At 74.4% G+C, this 18,458-nt stretch carries 8 protein-coding genes and 1 pseudogene; all 9 read right to left on the bottom strand.

Going from position 1 to position 18,458, the window contains the following annotated elements; all coding sequences use genetic code 11:
- Positions 1-10,201 (bottom strand): amino acid adenylation domain-containing protein (locus ACIBAI_RS08115; protein ID WP_399032012.1); only part of this gene is annotated, 10,201 nt, incomplete at its 3' end.
- 332 nt (positions 10,202-10,533) lie between these two features.
- A pseudogene (gene sbnA / locus ACIBAI_RS08110) lies at positions 10,534-11,493 on the bottom strand (2,3-diaminopropionate biosynthesis protein SbnA); the annotation flags it as partial.
- A 29-nt stretch (positions 11,494-11,522) separates the two neighbouring features.
- Complete coding sequence (gene sbnB / locus ACIBAI_RS08105; protein WP_399032010.1) at positions 11,523-12,569, bottom strand: 2,3-diaminopropionate biosynthesis protein SbnB; 1,047 nt, start codon at positions 12,567-12,569, stop codon at positions 11,523-11,525.
- Positions 12,570-12,691: 122 nt separating this feature from the next.
- A complete protein-coding gene (locus ACIBAI_RS08100) occupies positions 12,692-13,867 on the bottom strand; it encodes an acyl-CoA dehydrogenase family protein (RefSeq protein WP_399032008.1) in 1,176 nt (391 codons plus the stop codon).
- Positions 13,864-14,604: a hypothetical protein gene (locus ACIBAI_RS08095; RefSeq protein ID WP_399032007.1), complete on the bottom strand. Its 741-nt coding sequence runs from the start codon at positions 14,602-14,604 to the stop codon at positions 13,864-13,866. Before ACIBAI_RS08095 ends, ACIBAI_RS08100 begins: the two co-directional genes overlap by 4 nt.
- The gene (locus ACIBAI_RS08090) at positions 14,601-15,476 is read right to left on the bottom strand and encodes a hypothetical protein (RefSeq protein WP_399032005.1); all 876 of its coding nucleotides are present in this window, start codon (positions 15,474-15,476) and stop codon (positions 14,601-14,603) included. The genes ACIBAI_RS08095 and ACIBAI_RS08090 overlap by 4 nt, the downstream gene beginning before the upstream one ends.
- Positions 15,477-15,478: 2 nt before the next feature.
- The gene (locus ACIBAI_RS08085; protein WP_399032004.1) at positions 15,479-15,748 is read right to left on the bottom strand and encodes an acyl carrier protein; all 270 of its coding nucleotides are present in this window, start codon (positions 15,746-15,748) and stop codon (positions 15,479-15,481) included.
- A 29-nt stretch (positions 15,749-15,777) separates the two neighbouring features.
- Complete coding sequence (locus ACIBAI_RS08080) at positions 15,778-17,076, bottom strand: type III PLP-dependent enzyme (RefSeq protein ID WP_399032002.1); 1,299 nt, start codon at positions 17,074-17,076, stop codon at positions 15,778-15,780.
- On the bottom strand, positions 17,073-18,452 hold the full coding sequence (locus ACIBAI_RS08075) for an ATP-grasp domain-containing protein (RefSeq protein WP_399032000.1): 1,380 nt from the start codon (positions 18,450-18,452) through the stop codon (positions 17,073-17,075). The genes ACIBAI_RS08080 and ACIBAI_RS08075 overlap by 4 nt, the downstream gene beginning before the upstream one ends.
- Positions 18,453-18,458 lie beyond the last annotated feature (6 nt).

The raw sequence follows: 18,458 nt of genomic DNA, 5'->3' as shown, positions 1-18,458 counted from the left end.
CACCCGACAGATACAACTCGCCCGCGACCCCCGCCGGCACCGGACGCAGCCCCGCGTCCAGCACGAACACACCCGTGTTCCAGATCGGACGGCCGATGAGCGTGGCCGTGCCGAGGGTGACGTCGTGGGGGTCGCCGTGGGTGGCGACCGCGCCGACCTCGGAGGCGCCGTAGAAGTTGACGAGCCGCGCGGAGGGCAGGCACGCGCGGAATCGGTCGACGGTGGCCGCGGGGAGCTGTTCGCCGCTGCAGACCCACACCGTGCAGCCGGCCATGCGGGGCAGCTCGCCGCTGTCGATGAACGCGTTCAGCAGGCTGGGCACGACCGTGAGCCGGGCGATGCCGTGCCGGACGACGGCGTCCGCGAGGTCGGGGACGCTGCGGGCGGTGTCGGCGTCGACCAGGACGGTCGATCCGCCGGACAGCAGCGGGGCGAGCAGTTCGGTGATGCCGTCGATGACGCTGACCGGCGACTTGGCGAGGACGGCCGCCGTGCGCTGCTCCGGGAACTCCTGCGCGAACCAGGTGAGCCGGTTCACCAGCGCCCGGTGCAGTCCGGTGACGCCCTTGGGGCGGCCGGTGGAGCCCGAGGTGTAGATGACGAAGGCCGGGTGCTCCGGCAGCAGCCGGGTGCCGCGCTCGGCGTCGGTGACGTCGGCGGCGGGCAGGGCCGTCCAGGGGTGTGCGTCCCCGGGGCCGTCCAGCAGCAGCCGGGGCGCGTCCGTGCCGGGCAGGGCCTCGGCGGTCGGGGCGTCGGTGACCACGAGCGCCGGGGCGGCGTCGCCGAGCAGCAGCGCGATGCGCTCGGCGGGGTAGGCCAGGTCGACGGGGAGGTGGGCGGCGCCGGACTTGAGCACCGCCAGCAGGGCGACGACCATCTGCTCGGTGCGCGGCAGCGCCAGCGCCACCAGGCGCTCCGGTCCCGCGCCGAGTCCGAGCAGATGCCGCGCCAGCCGGTTGGCCCGCGCGTTCAGCTCGCCGTACGTCAGCTCCGTACCGCCCGACACCACCGCCACCGCGTCCGGAGTCCGCGCGGCCTGGGCCTCGAAGAGGGCGGGCAGGGTCGTCAGGGGGTGGCCGCCCTCGGTGCCGTTCCACTCGACGAGGGTGCGGTGGCGTTCCTCCTCGGACAGCACCTCGATCCGGGTCACCGGCAGGTCCGGGTCGCCGGCCACCTGCTCCAGCAGGCGCACCAGCCGCTCGGCGAGCGAGAGCGCCGTCGACTCCTCGAACACGTCCGCGCTGAACTCCAGGAGACCGTCCAGCCCGTCCGGGGCGCCGCCGGGGCCGTGCTGCTCGACGACGAAGAAGTTCAGGTCGAACTTCACCGAGTCGACGGCGGGCGGCTCGAGGGCGGCCTGGACGCCGGGGAGTTCGAGCTGCGCCCGCTCGTTGTTCTGCAGGACGAGCATGACCTGGAACAGGGGGTTGCGGCCCATCGAGCGCACCGGGTCCAGCACTTCGACCAGCCGCTCGAACGGCACGTCCTGGTGGGCGTACGCGGCCAGGGACGTCTCGCGGGCCCGGTCGAGGAGCTCCCGGAAGGACGGGTCGCCCGACACGTCGGTCCGCAGCACCAACGTGTTCATGAAACACCCGACCAGGTCGTCCAGCGCCTCGTCCAACCGCCCCGCCACCGGCGAACCGATCGGCACGTCCTCCCCCGCACCCAACCGCGACAACAACGCCGCCAGACCCGCCTGCAACACCATGAACACCGACGCACCCGACTCCCGCGCCAACCGCACCAGAGCACCATGCGCCCGCGCACCCAACCGGAACGGAACCGTCCCGCCCCGATGCGACATCACCGCCGGCCGCGCCCGGTCGAACGGCAACGCCAACTCCTCCGGCATCCCCGCCAACCGCTCACGCCAGAACCCCAGCTGACGCGCCACCACACTCGACGCATCCGCCTCGTCCCCCAGCACCTGACGCTGCCACACCGCGAAATCCGCGTACTGCACCGGCAGCACACCCCACCCCGGCGCCTCACCCGCACACCGCGCCGCGTACGCCCGCGACACGTCACGGACGAGGGGGGCGACCGACCAGCCGTCCCAGGCGATGTGGTGCACGACGAGCTGGAGGAGGTGCTCTCCGGGTGCGGTGCGGTACAGGTGGGCGCGGACCGGGATCTCGGCCGTCAGGTCGAAGCCGCGGCCGGCCTCCGCGGCCAGCGCCGCCGTCAGCCCGTCCGCGGCGACCTCCCGCACGGCCGGACCGCGCCAGACCTCGCCCGCGTCCAGCACCACCTGCCGCGGCTCGCCGTCCACCTCCGGGAACACCGTCCGCAGACTCTCGTGCCGCCCCACCACGTCGGCCAGCGCCGCGGCCAGCGCCGCCACCTCCAGGGCACCCGACAGCCGCACCGCGAAGGAGACGTTGTAGGCGGCGGAATCCTGGTCGAGCCGGTTGAGGAACCACAGACGGGTCTGCGGGGAGGACAGCGGGAGGTCGCCGGACGCGCCGTCGCGCGGGGCCCTGCGCAGGGCGGGGCGTACGGCGTCGCCGGTGCCGAGGCGGGCGGCGACGCCGGCCACGGTGCGCTCCTCGAACAGGGTGCGGATCGGCAGCTCGACGGAGAGGGCCGACCGGGCCCTGCTCACCACGCGGGTGGCGAGCAGGGAGTGGCCGCCCAGCTCGAAGAAGTCGTCGTCGATGCCGACCTCGGGCACCCGGAGGAGGTCGGCGAAGATGCCGCAGAGGATCTCCTCGACGGGGGTGCGCGGGGCCCGGCCGCCGTGCGTGCGGGGCCCCTCGGGGTCGGGCAGCGCCCTGCGGTCCAGCTTTCCCTGCGGGGTGAGCGGGAGTTCGTCGAGGCTCACGATCGCCGCGGGCACCATGTACCCGGGCAGCGTCCGGGCGAGCGCCTCCCGGAGCACCGCCGTGTCCACGCTCCCGGGGGCCGCCGGGACGACGTACGCCACGAGGCGGTCCTCCCGGCCGGGGGTGCCGCGGACGACGGCGGCGGCCTGGCGCACCTGCGGCTGCCCGGCGAGCTCGGCCTCGATCTCGCCGAGTTCGATACGGAATCCGCGCAGTTGCACCTGGTCGTCGGCCCGGCCGGCGTAGTGGAGCTGCCCGTCGGGGCGCCAGCTCGCCAGGTCGCCCGTGCGGTACATGCGGGCGCCCGCGGGGCCGTAGGGGTCGGCGACGAACCGGCACGCGGTCAGACCGGGCCGGTGCAGATAGCCGCGGGCCAGGTTGCCGCCGACGTAGAGCTCGCCGACGACGCCGGCCGGTACGGGGCGCAGCGCGTCGTCGAGGACGTAGACGCGGTGGGCGGCGGTGGGCCGGCCGATCGGGGGGTGCCCGGTGCCGTGCAGCGGGTCGCTGACCGTGGAGGCGAGGACGGCCTCGGTGGGTCCGTAGCCGTTGAACATCCGTACCTGCCCGGCCCAGCGCTCCACGACCTGCGGCGGGCAGGCCTCGCCCGCGACGATCAGGGTGAGGTCGTCGGGCAGCCGGGTGCCTTCGGGCAGGGCGCCGACGACGACCGGCGGCAGCCCGGCGAGGTTCACGCGCTGCCGGTGCAGCAGGTCGGCCAGCGGCCTGCCGGGGACCCGGCACTCCTCGTCGGCGACGATCAGGGTGCCGCCGGCGAGCAGGGACAGGCTCAGCTCCCACACGGACGCGTCGAAACTGGACGAGGCGAACTTCAGCACGCGCGCACTCGTGTCGACGCCGAACTTCTCGATGAGGCTGGCCACCATGGCGGCGAACCCGGCGTGGTCGACCACGACGCCCTTGGGGCGGCCGGTGGAGCCCGAGGTGTAGATCACGTACGCGGGGTGCCGGGGGTCCGGCGCCACGGCCCGGTCGGTGTCCCCGGGCGCGTGGCCGGGCAGGTCCGCGAGGCCGGCGGCCGTCGCGGGGTCGTCGAGGAGGACGACGTCACAGCCGGTCCGGGGCAGCCGCCCCGCCAGCTCCCCGGTGGTCACCAGGGTCGAGGGCCCGCTGTCGGAGAGCATGAACGCGATGCGGTCGGCCGGGTACGCGGGATCGATCGGCAGGTACGCGGCACCCGACTTGAGCACCGCGAGCACGGCCGCCGTCATCTCCACCGGGTCCGGCAGGGCGAGGGCGACGATCCGTTCCGGTCCCGCCCCGCGGGCCAGCAGCAGCCGGGCCAGCCGGTTGGCGCGCCCGTCCAGGTCGCCGTAGGTCACCTCGGTGTCCCCGGACACGACGGCCACGGCCTGCGGGTCGTGGGCCGCCCGGGCCTCGAACAGGGCGGGGACGACGGTCTGCGGGGCGTCGGAGGCGCGGCCGCCCCACTCCCGCAGGATGCGGTCCTGCCCGGCGGACACGCCCGGGGCGAGCCGTCCGACGGGGGTCCCGGGCGCGGCCGGCACTGTACGCATGACGTCCACGAGCTGGTCGAGCGTCTCCTCGACGGTGTGCCGCTCGTGCGCGGTGGGACGGTACTGGACGTTCACCGTCAGCCGGGGCCCCGGATGGACCAGGACCGCGAGGCCGCGCTCGGCGGCCAGCCGGGTGGTCCCGTTGCTCAGGCGCAGACCGGGGACGAGCGCGTTGAGTTCGGCGAGGTCGGCCCGGGGCTGGTTCTGGAAGCTGAACACCGTGTCGAACAGGTCGCCGGCGCCCACGAGTCGCTGCACCTCGGACAGGCCGATGTGCTGGTGTTCCAGCAGGTCGGTCTGGTGGGCGTAGAGGCGGTGCACCAGGTCCGCGAAAGGCTCGGCCGGGTCGAGGGTCACGCGCACCGGCAGCATGTTCAGGAAGAGCCCCACCATGCCCTCGACACCGGGGAGTTCCGGCGGGCGGGCCGAGCTCACGGTGCCGAACACCACGTCGGAGCGGCCGGTGCGGCGGCCGAGGACGACCGCCCAGCAGGCCTGGAGCACCGTGTTCAGAGTGACGTTGTGGCCGCGGGCCCAGGACGTCAGCTGTGCGGTCAGGTCCTCGGGCAGCTCGTAGGCGATCGACTCGGGCAGCCGGGAGGCGTCCACCCGGGCCGCCGTGGACAGACGGGTGGGCTCGGTGACGCCGTCCAGCGCGGTGCGCCAGGCGGCGCGGGCCGCCTCGGTGTCCTGGGCCGCGAGCCAGGTGAAGTAGTCGCGGTAGGGCGGCGCGGGGGGCAGGGCGGCGGCCTCGGGGCCGGCCGCGTAGAGGGTGAACAGTTCGCGGGCCAGGACGCCCATCGACCAGCCGTCCGCCAGGAGGTGGTGCAGGGTCCACAGCAGCCGGACGCGGTCGCCCGGGAGCCGGACGGCGGTGAACCGCAGCAGTGGCGCGGTCGTCAGGTCGAAGCCGCGCTCCCAGTCGGCGTCGGTCAGCCGGGCCGTCTCGGCCTCCCGCTCGGCCTCGTCGGTGAGCTCGGTCAGGTCGACGTCCGTCCACGGCGTCCGTGCGCGGGCCGCCACGGCCTGCGCCTGCTCCCCTCCCGGCGGCGGTTCGGGGAAGCACACGCGCAGGCCCGGGTGCCGGGCCAGCAGCGCGTCGGCCGCGGCCCGGAACGCGACGGTGTCGAAGGGACCCTCGATGTCGAGGACGACCTGGAGCAGGTAGGAGTCCGCGCCCCCCTTGTCGAGTTCGGCCTGGAAGAGCAGGCCCTGCTGCAGCGGGGACAGGGGCAGCACCTCGTCGCGGGGGCCGCGCCGCTCGGCGGCCCGGGCGTGCGCCACGAGGGTCTCCAGCGCGCGGAACCAGGTGCGGGCGATGTCCTCGGCGTCGGCGTCCGCGAGCAGCCCGGCCGCCCAGATCCAGTCGGCGACCAGGTACGGTCCGTCCGCGCGGTCCTCGGTCACGGGCGTGACGGCGAGGACGTGCCGCAGCGGCATGCGGGGGTGCACCCCGGTGCCGACGACGGCGTCCTCGGTCACCAGGGACCAGTCGCCGCTCGGGGCGCCGGTCTGGAAGCGGCCGAGGTAGTTGAAGCCGATCTCGGGCACGCCGTGCCGGGCGAGGACGGCGACGGTCTGCGGGTTGAGGTGGCGCAGCAGCCCGAAGCCGAGGCCGTGGTCGGGCAGGCCGCGCAGCCGGGCCTGCACCCGTCCGACCGCCGCGGCGACGGAGTCGCCGCCCGCCCACAGGTCGTCCCAGTCCACGGTGTCGCCGAGCCCGAGCAGCACGGGGTAGACGCTGGTGAACCAGCCGACGGTGCGGGACAGGTCGACGTCGTCGGTGAACTGCTCCCGGCCGTGGCCCTCCAGTTCGACCAGGGTGGGGTGCGTGCCGTCGCCGTCGCGGCGGCGGCGCCAGTCGGCGACCGCGACGGCGAGGGCGGTGAGCAGGAGGTCGTTGATCTCGCCGTCGTACACCCCGCGGACGCAGGACAGCAGGGCGGCCGTGGTGTCGGCGGGCAGCTCCAGGCGGAGCCGGTGCGCGGTGCCGTAGACGTCGCGGTGCGGGTCCAGCGGGCGGTCGCCGAGGGGGGGGGTGCCGCCGCCGAACTGCTCGGTCCACAGCGGGAACTCGGCCACCCGGCCGGCGGTGCGGGCCTGCTCGCCCAGCAGCCGGGTCCACTCGCGGTAGGAGGTGGGCACCGGGTCCGGGGAGTCGCCCGCGACGGCGGCGGCGAGGTCGGCCACGAGGACGCGCCACGAGACGCCGTCGACGCACAGGTGGTGGGTCACCCACACCAGGCGGCCGGTCCGGCCGGGCCCGGCGTCCAGCAGGACCAGCTGGGTCACGAAGCCGGTGTCCGGGGAGAGCCGGCCGCGGGCGAGGCCGGTCTGCTCACGGACGGCGGCGGCCAGCGCCCGGGGGTCGCCGGCGAGGTGGGACACGTCGACGCGCCGCACCAGAAGGGCGACCGGGATCTCCCCGGGGGGCAGGGCCTCCAGGGACCACAGCCCCTCGGCGGGCACGGTGAGCCGGGTCCGCAGGGCGGCGTGCCGGTCGAGGAGGGCGCCGACCGCGGTGCGCAGGGTGCCGAGGTCCAGGCCTTCCGGGGTGGTGAGGACGACGTACTGGCTGTACTCCCGGGACCGTTCGTCGAGGGCGGCCAGGTCCTCGCGCAGCTGGTGGGCGATGGGGGCGAGTTCGATCTCGCCGGTGCCGTCCTCCCCGGTGACCGGACGGGCGGGTGCGTCGCCGGGCGCGGCGGCGGCGATGGCCCGGGGGGTGCCGTGCTTGCGGATCAGCAGCGGGGTGACGGCCAGGCCGGCCTTGCGGGCGTGGCTGACCGCCTGGATGGCGCTGATGCTGTCGCCGCCCAGTTCGAAGAAGTTGTCGTCGGCGCCGGTGCCGGGCACGCCGAGGATCTCGGCGAAGACCGTGCACAGGATCTCCTCGCCGCGGGAGCGCGGCGCTCCGGAGGCCTTGGCGGGGGCGTCGGGTCCGGTGCGCGGCAGGGGCAGCGCCTTGCGGTCGACCTTGCCGTGCGCGGTCAGCGGAAGCGCGTCCAGGACCAGCAGGTGCGGCGGCACCATGTACTCCGGCAGCGTGGCCGCCAGGTGGGCGCGGATCTCACCGGTGTCGAGGCCGGCGCCCCCGCGGGGGACGCAGTAGCCCACGAGGTGCTTGCCGCCGGAGGCGTCGGCGGTCACCCGCACCACGGCGTCGGCCACGGACGCGTGGCCGCGCAGGGCGCTCTCGATCTCGCCGAGCTCGATGCGGTGGCCGCGGATCTTGACCTGGTGGTCGCGGCGGTCGAGGAAGGTCAGCTCGCCGCTGCCGGTCCAGCGCACCCGGTCGCCGGTGCGGTACATGCGCGAGCCGGCCGCGCCGAACGGGTCGGCGACGAAGGTGCCCGCCGTGCGGGCCGGGTCGGCGAGGTAGCCGCGGCCGACTCCGGCGCCGGCGACGTACAGCTCGCCGGGCGTGCCGTGCGGCACGGGCCGCAGGTCGTCGCCGAGCACGTACAGCCGGGTGTTGCGCACGGGCACGCCGATCGGGACGGGCCGGTCGTCCGCCGGGGCCCGGTGGAGGTGCGCGTGGGTCACGTCGTCCGAGCACTCGGTGGGCCCATAGGCGTTGACCAGGGGGATCGCGGGATACCGGGCGAGCCAGCGGCGGCACAGGTCGGCGGGCAGGGCCTCGCCGGTGACCATCAGGTGGCGCAGAGCGGGCAGGTCCACGCCCGTGCCGGCGACGTCCCAGGCGTCGAGGGCGGCGCGCAGCAGGGACGGTACGACCTCCAGCACGGTCACGCCCTCGGCCCCGGCCAGCGGGAAGAGCAGGTCGGGGTCGGCGGCGGTGTCCCGGCCGACGACCCGCACCCGGCCGCCGGTGACGAGCGGGGCGAGCATCTGCCAGACGGAGACGTCGAAGGTGACCGGGGCGTTCTGCACGAGGCTGTCCCGCTCGGTCAGGTTCAGGTCGTCGACCTTGGCGAGCAGGTGGTTCACCATGCCCGCGCGGTGCACCATGGCGCCCTTCGGCTGTCCCGTGGAGCCGGAGGTGAAGATGACGTAGGCCAGGTCCTGCGGGGCGCCGGCGAGGGGGGCGAGGCCGTCCGCCGGGTCCTCGGCGCCGTCGGGGGTGACGATGCGCACGGGCCGCCCGGTGGCCGCGGCGGCCTCCTGCCCGAGGGCCCGGTGCCGGTCGTCGGTGACGAGGCAGTCGATGCCGTTGTCGGCGAGCAGTGCGGCGGTCCTGGCGACGGGTGCGTCCGGGTCGAGCGGGACGTAGGCGGCGCCGGCGCCGATGACGGCGAGCACCGCGGCCACGAACCCCGCGCCGGGGTCCGCGAGGACGCCGACGAGTCCGGTGGCGGGCAGGGAGCGGGAGAGCGCCGAGGCGCGGGCGACGAGGGAGGCGTACGTGGTCCGGGCGCCGTCCTCCTCGACGGCGATGGCGTCGGGGCGCCGGGCGGCCTGCTCGCGGACGCGGTCCACGACGCAGGTGAAGTCCGCGGCGCGCTCGGGGCCGGCGGCCGCGCGCAGCCAGGCCGCGTGGTCGTCGCCGGAGCCGTCCGGGGCGTCCAGGCCGCCGATGCGCTGGTCGGGGCCGGCCGCGGCGAAGTGCTCGACGAACGCGGCGAGCCGGGTGAGGTGCTGGTCCGTCTCGGTGTCCGTGTAGCGGTCCGGGTTGCCGTTGAGGTGGATCTCGATGCCGCCGCCGGGCGTTTCGACGAGGGTGATCATCAGGTCGTCGACGAGTCCCGTGGACAGGTTGTGCACCTGGGCTGTGCACGGGCCGAGGTCCAGTCCGGTCTGCTGGGGCAGCAGGTTGACGAAGGGGCCGAACGGCCTGCGGTCGTCGCTGCGCAGGCCCATGTCGCGGCGGATCGCGCTCACCCGGTGGCGCTGGTGCTTGAGGGCCTGGGCGAGCTCACGGGAGGTCTGCCGCAGCAGCTCCGCCTTGGTCAGGGTGGGCCGTACGGGCACCCGCAGGGGCAGGTAGTTGGCCATCATGCCGGGGACGGCGCGCTGCCGGGCGCTCATCCGGGCGGTGGTCGGGAGGGTGAGCAGGACGTCCTCGGTACCCGCCTGCCGCTGGGTGTACACGGCGACCGCGGCCATGGCCACGGTGGGCCAGGTGACCTCGGAACGGCCGGCGGTCTCGCGCAGCCGCCGCGCCGCCTCGTCGGACAGCGTGACGGAGCGGCGCAGGAAGCCGCCGGGGAGGCCCGGTGCGGGTGTCCGGTGGGACAGGGTGACCGGTTCCGGCGGCTCGGGGAAGCGGCTCTGCCAGAACTGCGCGTCGCGGCGGGCGCGTGCGGACTCGCCGTACGCGGTCTCGGCGTCGATCAGCTCGTGCAGCGGGGGCAGCGCGCCCTCGGCGGGTGCGGTGCCGTCGGTGCCCGCCGCGTCGTACAGCTCGCCGAGCCGGCGCCACAGGACCGTCTGGCTGAAGCCGTCGCACAGCAGGTGGTGCACGCACAGGTAGAAGAAGGCGCGGTCGAGGTCGACGGTGAGGAGGGCGACGCGCATCAGCGGGAAGTCGTCGAGCCCGAAGGGGACGTCGAGGTCCTGCCGCATCCAGGTGAGGGCCGCGGCGACGGGGTCGTCCGCGTCCCGCAGGTCCTGTTCGGTCAGGGGGAGTTCGGCGAGCGGCTCGATGTGCTGCTGCGGCTCGCCGTCGCGGTCGGTGAAGCGGGCCCGCAGGCACTCCGCCTCGTCGGCCAGGCGGCGCAGCGCGGTACGGAAGCGTGCGGGGTCGAGCGGGCCGCGGATGTCCAGGTATCCGGCGGAGTTGTACGCGTTGCTCCGCCCGGCGTCCCGTGCGTCGAGCCAGATCTCCACCTGGCCCGCGGTCAGCGCCAGCGCGGCGCCCGGAGTCGATGTCATCACAGGCTCCCAGAGGAGGTCGGGCCGACCGGAGCGGGATCGGCGGAGAGGTGCGGGGTCGGATCGGAGTGGGGGGGACCGGGCGCGCGGTGGTCGTGGGCGGGGGCGCCGGGGCCGGGCACGGCCCGGCCGCCGTCGCGGCCGGCGGGGACGCCCGGGCCGGAGGTGTCCGGGCCGGGACGGCCGGTGCCGGGCGCGCCGGAAGCGGCCGGGGCGGAGCCGTCGTGACCGCTGCCTCGGGCGCCGGGATCGGGGCCGTGGGCGTCGTCGCCGCGTATGCCCGAAGCGAGCCGGACGGGAAGGGCGGAGGCGGGTGCGTGGAGGCCGGGGGTGGTCGGGGTGAGCAGGCCGGGGCCGTAGACGTCGTTCACCCAGGTGTCGTCGTAGACGGTGTCGAGGTAGCGCTCTCCCAGGTCGGGGGCGATGGCGACCGCGGTCAGGTCGGAGCCGGGGCGGTTCTCGCGGAGCCAGCGCAGGGCGCCGCTGAGGACCGTGCCGGTCGAGCCGCCGAGCAGGAATCCCTCCCGCAGCAGCGCCCGGCAGGTGCGGACCGTGTCGGGTTCGGGCACGATCACGACGTCGTCGACGACGGAGTCGTCCAGCAGGGCCGGCCGGACGCTGGTGCCGAGGCCCGGGATGTGGCGGGGCGACGGTTCGCCGCCGAAGTTGACCGAGCCGGCGGCGTCGACGGCCACGATCGTCACCGACGGGTTGGCCTCCCGGAAGAAGCGCGCGCAGCCCATCAGCGTGCCGGTGGTGCCCGCTCCGACGAACAGCACGTCCAGGTCGGGGAACGCCTTGGCGATCTGGGGGCCGGTCGTCTGGTAGTGGGCGGTCCAGTTGCCGTCGTTGGCGTACTGGTTCAGCCAGTGGAAGTCGTCGTGCTCCGCGCACAGCCGGGCCACCAGGTCCAGGCGCGCGCCCAGCAGCCCCCGCTCCGGGTGGGGCCGGGAGACGATCCTGACCTCGGCGCCCAGCCGCTCCATCAGCCGCCGGGAGGCCTGCGTACAGCGCGAGTCGGTGACGCAGACGAACCGGTAGCCCCGGCTCACGGCGACCAGGCTCAGGGCCACGCCCAGGTTGCCGGACGAACTCTCGACGATGGTCATTCCCGGGCGCAGCGCTCCGGCGCGCTCGGCGGAATCCACCATCTCGTTCGCGGCCCGCAGTTTGACCGAGCCGGCGAAGTTGAATCCTTCGCATTTCAGATACAGCGGATGCCCGGTAATCCGCCGGAGGTCGACGAACAGGTCGTCCACGTCGAACTCCTGCGGCGTCGTGATGACTGGCATGCGTCTACTCCCGCCCGATCCCCGCGTGTTCAGCCGGCTGTGGTGTGCCGCTCTCCGTAGCGGTCCAGTTCGTAGAAGAAGTCCTCCACGACGCGGAGTTCACCGGCGTCGCGGACCAGGTCGTGCACGTGTTTGCCGACGGCGAGGTCGAGCACGCCGAGCCCGAACGGGGAGAACACCAAAGGCGCCGAGGGATCGGGCCGTACGGTCCCGGTCATGACGTCGTGCAGGGTGCCGTCGATGAACTTCCGGTTGCCCGAGCGCTGTTCGGCGAGATGGACGGAGGTGTCGGCCTTCAGGCAGTGCTCGATGTCGTCGACGATGTTGGCCGACCGCAGGATGATCTCCGGCGCGAGGTCGCGCAGCGAGATGTGCAGGACGAGCGGCCGGTGCGCGAACAGCTCGGGATCGGTGATGTGCGGCGTGGCGGCGACGGTGGCGAAGAGCACGAGGTCGCAGGAGCGCAGCAGGTCCTCGGGGTTCTCGTGGACCGTGACCGGGGCCCGCTCGCCGGACTGCTCCAGGTAGGTCCGGAAGTCGCGCGCGTACTCGGTGCGCAGGTCGTGGACGCCCACCTGCTCGAACTCCCAGCCCGTGGCGGCCAGGAAGGTGTGCAGGTAGCGGGCGATGAGGCCGGCGCCGACGATGCCGAGGCGGGGCGGACGGGCCCGGCCCCGGGTCAGCCAGTCGGCGGCGAGCGCGGCGGACGCGGCGGTCCGGACGGCGCTGATGATCGAGCCTTCCATGCAGGCGAACGGGTAGCCCGTGGCCGGGTCGTTCAGCAGCAGGGCGGCCGAGGCGCGCGGCAGTCCGGAGCGGATGTTCGCCGGGAAACTGGATATCCACTTGATGCCGTCCACGCCGATGTCGCCGCCGCAGGAGGCGGGCAGCGCGATGATGCGGGCGTCGGGCCGGTCGGGAAAGCGCAGGAAGTAGGAGGGCGGATTGACGGTCCGGCCCGCGCCGTGGTGCCGGTAGGCCTCCTCGACGACTTCCACGATCTGTTTCTCACGGCCGGCGAGGGCGCCATGGACCTGCGCGCCGGAGATCACTGAGAAAGCCGGAGTCGGCTTCATGAATGTCCACCTCTTCAGACAATGACGTGCCGTGACGTGCTCGGATCGGCGGAGAGCGGTGAGTTCATGCTTGCGCGGGCCGCTGACGGCGGGCTGATCCGCGGCTGACGCGGAAGGGCGCCTCAGGGCGTGGTGACCGGCGGCCGGGTGCGCTCGATCTTTCCGCCGAGCAGCCCTTGGAAAAGGTTGAGCCTTTGCATGTTGGCGGTGCCTTCGAGGAATTCCATCGCTCTGGCGTCGCGGGCGAGCTTGTCCAGGAGCGGATGGGCCAGTCGCGCGCCGGGCCCGAAGAACGCGCAGGCCGCCAGGGTGGTCTCCTCGGCGAGGCGGGCGGCGCGCAGTTTGGCGGCGGAGGCCAGGTGACCGTCCGTGCCGCGCGCGTCGACGGCGGCCGCCGCGTGGTGCACGAGCCGGCGGGCCGCGTCGACGCGCCGGCCGAGGTCGTCGAGCCGCTCGCGCTCCGCCGCGCGCAGCGTACGGCGGTGGGCGGTGACGTACTCCAGTGCGGCGCGGGCGATACCGACCGAGATGGCCGCGACGCCGGGGCGCAGCATGTTGAAGGTCTGGACGAAGGCCCAGACGCCGCGCCGGGTCGCGGGGAGGTGCCGGCCGAGGAAGCGTTCCTCCGGGATCGGCATCCGGTCCATGACGAGGGAGCTGATCCGGGCGCCGCGCAGCCCGATCATGTCGAGCGGCTCGGCGTGGAACCCGGGCACGGCCGTGTCGACCAGGACGGCGGTGATGCCGAGCGGCCCGGGCCTGCTGCGCGCGAAGACCACGCCCAACTGGGCGCGCGAGGCGTTGCCGACGTAGCGTTTCTCCCCGCTCAGCAGGGCCCCGTCGGCGGTGGGGGTGAGCGTGCTGCGCAGCGCCGCGGCGTCCGAGCCGCCGTCCGGTTCGGTCAGGGCGAAGCAGGTCCACAGCGGTCGGCTGAGCATCTGCCCGTAGAACCACTGCTTCTGCCGTTCGTCCGCGAACAGGCCGACGGCGACGCCGGCCAGGAGCGGGCCGGGCGCGGCGACCAGGGTGCCGACGTCGGCGCAGGCCAGCTCCTCCATGACGACGGCCCGCTCCAGGGCCGAGACGCCGTAGAAGCGGTATCCGTCGATCTTCTCGGGCTCGTGGCCGTACTCGGCGGGGATGCCCATCGTCGCGAGATGGCGTACGGCGGGCAGTCCGAAGTGGCGGCGGACGGCCTCCGGGTCGCGGTCGATCTCCAGGGCGAGCGGGCGCAGGTCGGCGCCCCACTCGCGCATCTGTCCGCGCAGGGCGAGCAAGGGGTCGTCGAGGCGGGTCACGCGTCCTCCTCCCCCGCGGCGTAGACCTCGGCCAGCAGTTCCGAGACGTAGGCGGTCATGCCAGGGCTGTCGGTGAGGTATCCGCTCGCGCCGAGGAGCCGGACCTGCTCCCGGTCGGCGGCGGTGATCCGGCGCTGCAGGTGGTGCAGCATCGCGAGGGGCAGGTCCCCCGGCTCGGCAGCCGTCAGGACGGCCCGGATCTCCAGGTGCTCGACCAGGACATCGGCGATCGTGCCCTTCACCAGCTGCTGCTGCAGCACGGTGGAGTCACCGGAGCGCCGGCGCGCGAGATACGCCAGGCAGGCGGCGCGCAGGGCCTCCGAGAGGCCCAGGCGCAGCCACACCAGCCCCAGGGCGTAGGCGGCCCGTTGCTCGTGGTCGGCGTCGGCCGGCTCGGGCAGCGGGACCCGGGCCGCCACCACGGGGCCGCCCGGCAGGTCGAATTCGGCCTGCGTGGTCTCCTGGCCGGGCCGCCGAGGCTGTCGCACGCCGTCCACCCAGACGGCCGCGGCCCGCGCGTACGTCCGCCCGGCCACGACGGCGTGCCCGCTGGGGCCGCACGGCAGCAGGCCGGGCAGGACGGCGCGGGCGAGCGCGTCCAGCGCGGGGGCGAGGCCCTCCTGCCGGGCGGCGCGGTGACAGCGTTCCATCGACTCGGCGGTGCCGCGCGGTGCCGGTCCGCGGTGGATCTCCGGGCCGCCCTGCCGTTGCGTGCCGTCGTGCGCGACGGTGGTCATGGGGCGCCCCGGTCCAGGAGGCACGCGCTCAGCTCGCCGGTCTCCGGGTCGTGGTCCAGGAGGGCGAGGCGCGGGTCGCCGCCCCGCGGCGGCCGCCCGGACTCGGTGATCAGCGCGGACAGGGGCCCGGACGCCGGGAGGCCGGCCGGTGCCCGCAGCACACGGCCGGTGCGGCCGGGCAGGTCACGGGCCGCGTCGAGGGCGGGGCCGAGGACGACCGGGACGGCCGGGTCGCAGTCCAGGCCGTCCAGCAGCTCCCGGACCCGGGCCGGGACGTCCTGCGCCGCCACGCCGGGGGCGCGGCGCACCGCGAGCGCGCCGGCCGTGCCGTCGGCGGTGAGCAGCAGGGCGGCTCCCGCGTCGCCGGCGAGGTGCCGTCCGGTCTCGTACGGCAGGGTCGCCTGGTCGAGGACGAACACCGCCGCGGAACGGTACCCGTGGCGCCGGACGTACTCGCCGGCCAGTTGCAGCGCGACGAAGGCGGCCGCCGAACCGCAGTCCGAGACCGTGAACACCTGGGGCCGGCCCGGTATGACCTCGGACAGGCAGGTCACCGCGGCGAGCCGGCAGTCGAGGTCGGGGGTGGCGTGGGCGACGACGGCGAGGTCGATGTCCGCCGGCTCGGGTGCCAGGTCGGCGAGCAGGGCCGCCGCCATGGCTGCGAAGGTGTTCCCCGGGCCCTGTCCGGCCACGTCGGGGCGGTGCCGGACGCCGTACAGGGCGGTCAGGTCGGCGAAGTGCCGCTGGGAGAACGGATCGTCGATCCGCGCGGTTCCCTCGGGGAACACGCGGTGCACGGCCCTGGCCAGCCGCAGCGGGAACACGCCCGCCTCCCGGGGGGCGAGGAGGGGCAGGGCGGACTGCACGGCCATCCTCAGGCACCCATCTCGGTGGCGATGAAGTCGGCCAGCGAGCGCACGCTCGCGAAGTGCGCCATCTCCAGCGAGTCCGTGTCGAACTCGATGTCCAGCGACTCCTCCAGCCGCATCAGCATCTCGAAGACGCCCGTGGAGTCGAGGCCGAGCTCGTCGAAGAGCCGGGCGTCCTCGGTCAGTTCGGGCAGGTCGTAGTCGAGGACCTCGCCGAGGGCCGAGGAGATCTCGGTGACGATCCGGCCGCGGTCGGTGGTGGTCGGTCCGGTCATGGGAGGCAGTCCTTCCGGTGGTGGTCTGGTCAGGTGGAGACGGTGGCCCGCGCCGCGCGCACGGCGTCCGGCAGCCGCTGCTTGCTCAGCAGGTCGTCGGGGCGGTCGGGCTCGCGGATCAGGTGCGCGCGGCCGTCGACCACGAGGACCTCGGCGGGGTAGCCGTGGCTGAGGAAGTGCACGGGGGAGGCGGTGGGGCCGTAGGCGCCCGAGCGCTCCACGCCGAGCAGGTCTCCCGGCCGCACCGGGGGGAGCTTGGCCTTCTTGGCGAGGGTGTCGTTCGGTGTGCACAGCGGCCCGGTGACGTTCCAGTCCTCCGTCTCGGCCGGGTCGCCGGCGCCGCTGAGCAGGCGCATCGGGAAGTTGCGCTTGACGAAGGAGCCGATGCCGACCGCCGCCATGTGGTGGTGGGTGCCGCCGTCGGTGACGGCGAACCGCTCCCCGAGCGAGGTCTTCACGTACCGCACACGGACGACGTACGTGCCGGCCTCGGCGGTCAGGTACCGGCCGAGCTCCATCACCAGCCGGGTGCGCGGGTGCCGGTCGGCGAATCCGGCCACGACCGGGTTGAGCCCGGCCGCCAGCACGGGCAGGTCGAGGTCGCGTTCGCCGTCGAAGTAGGCGACGCCGAGGCCGCCGCCGATGTCCACCAGCTCCAGGTCGAAGCCGAGCGCGGCCGAGACGCGCTCCGCCAGCTCGAAGATGCGCGCGGAGTTCTCGACGACGGACTGCTCGGTGAGGATGCGGGTGCCCATGTAGACCTGCACGCCCATCAGCCGGACGTGCGGGAAGCGCTGGGCGAGGCCGGTGTCGGCGAGGAGCTGCGCCTCGTCGATGCCGAACTGGCGGGGCTTGCCGCCCATGGTGAGGCCGGAGCCCTTCACCGAGAAGCCGGGGTTCACCCGCAGGGCGACGGGCGCGCGCACCCCGCGTTCACCGGCCAGCTCGTCGATCGAGGCGAGTTCCTGGAACGACTCGCACACGATCGCGGCCACGTCCTCGTCCAGGCAGGCGGCCAGTTCCTCGCGGCTCTTGCCCGGCCCGAGGAAGAGGATGTCCCCGGGGGCGACCCCGGCCCGGCGTGCGGTGAGCAGCTCGGTCATCGAGGAGACCTCGGCCCGCGCGCCGTGCGCGTGCAGCAGCGCGCAGACGGCGATGTTGGGGTTGGACTTGAGGGAGAAGAAGACCTGGAGCCGGGGGTCGAAGGCCTCGCGCAGCTCGCGCATGCGGCGCTCCAGGGCGTCGCCGTCGTACAGGTACAGGGGGGTGCCGAAGGTCCGCGCGAGTTCGGAGACCGGGATTCCCTGCACGTCGTGTTCGGTGGTCATGCGCCGTGGTCCTTTCGTGTCGCGAGCCGGGCGGTGATCTCGGTGTCGAGGGCGTCGGTCCCGGCGTCCGAGTCCGCCACGACGACGCCGTACAGGCGGCCGTCGACGGCGGCCCGCCCGGTGCTCCCGGCGAAGCCCGCGTTGACCGTGGCGTAGTTGTTCACCAGCAGGCCCGTGCCGCGGGCGGGATCGAAGAGCAGTTCGCCCAGCAGGTGCCGGGCCTCGGCGAACGGCAGGGGTTCGGTGAGCCGCAGCGGGTAGTGGCGGGCGACGGCGACGTGCCCGTCGGCGACGAACCGTTCCTGGAGGCGTACCTGGTACGTGGACATGTTGTTGCGGGCGTTGATCTCCACGACCGGGTACAGCCCGCCCTCCGGATCGACCATGGCGTCCACGCCGACCACGCCGAAGTAGCCGTCGCCCGCGAGGCGTTTGCCGAGGCGCTCGGCGGTGTCCCGGACGATGTCGTGCTGGGCGGCCGTCAGGCGGGCGGGCATCCGGTGGCCCTTGTGGACGCCGCCCTCGGTGAGCTGCTCCTTGACGAAGTCGAAGTGCACGGTCCCGTCGCGGGCGACCGTGAACTGGTAGTTCAGGTCGGTCTGTTTGGCGACCCACTCCTCGACGACGAAGGCGACGCTCCCGTTGCCGGTGCGTTCGGCCTGCTTGCGCAGCATGGCGAGGATCCGGTCGGCGCGGCGTCCGCTCTCCAGTACGGCGATGCCCTTGCCGGAGACGCCGAAGGCCTCCTTGACGACGTACCGCGTGCCGGTGTCGTCCGTGGCCGCGGTGAAGGCGCCGGCGAGCTCGTCGAGCGTGTCGCAGGCCCAGCCCCTGGGCTGGCGCAGGCCGAGCTCGTCGGCGACCCGGCGGCTGTAGACCTTGCTGTTGACCGCCTTGCACGTCGCCGGGTCCGGTCCCGCGACCGGCAGTCCGGTCGCCGCCGCCAGCCGCTGCTCCCACGTGGAGATGCCGTGCGCGGTGATGCGGCAGCCCTCGGCGGCCAGGCCGGACAGGGCGGCGAGGAGCGCCGGGTCCTCCAGGGCGTCCTCGGTCACCGTGCGCTGCGGGTCCTGGTGGCCGGCCACGTGGAGGCGGGGCAGTTCGGCGCCGAGTCCGTCGAGGAAGGCCAGGTAGTCGTCGTCGGGCCGGGCCTTGAGCACCACGTGGTCGGTTGCGCCGCCCAGCAGCAGGGCGAACTCGTCCATGTGGTTGACCACGGCGTTGGCCGCCGCGGCCGACAGCCGCGGCAGCGTGTGCTCGCCGCGCGCCCACTGCTGCTCCACCTCGAAGTTGCCGAGGAACACCAGAGGGGTGTCCGGCGACCCGGTCAGAGCCGTGGCGAGCCGTGCGCGAAAGCCGGGGGGATTCCCGCTCATGTGCCG

The organism is Streptomyces sp. NPDC051041, assembly GCF_044456065.1.
Taxonomy (GTDB): Bacteria; Actinomycetota; Actinomycetes; order Streptomycetales; family Streptomycetaceae; genus Streptomyces; species Streptomyces glaucus.
This window is presented reverse-complemented; position numbering and strand designations above follow the sequence as displayed.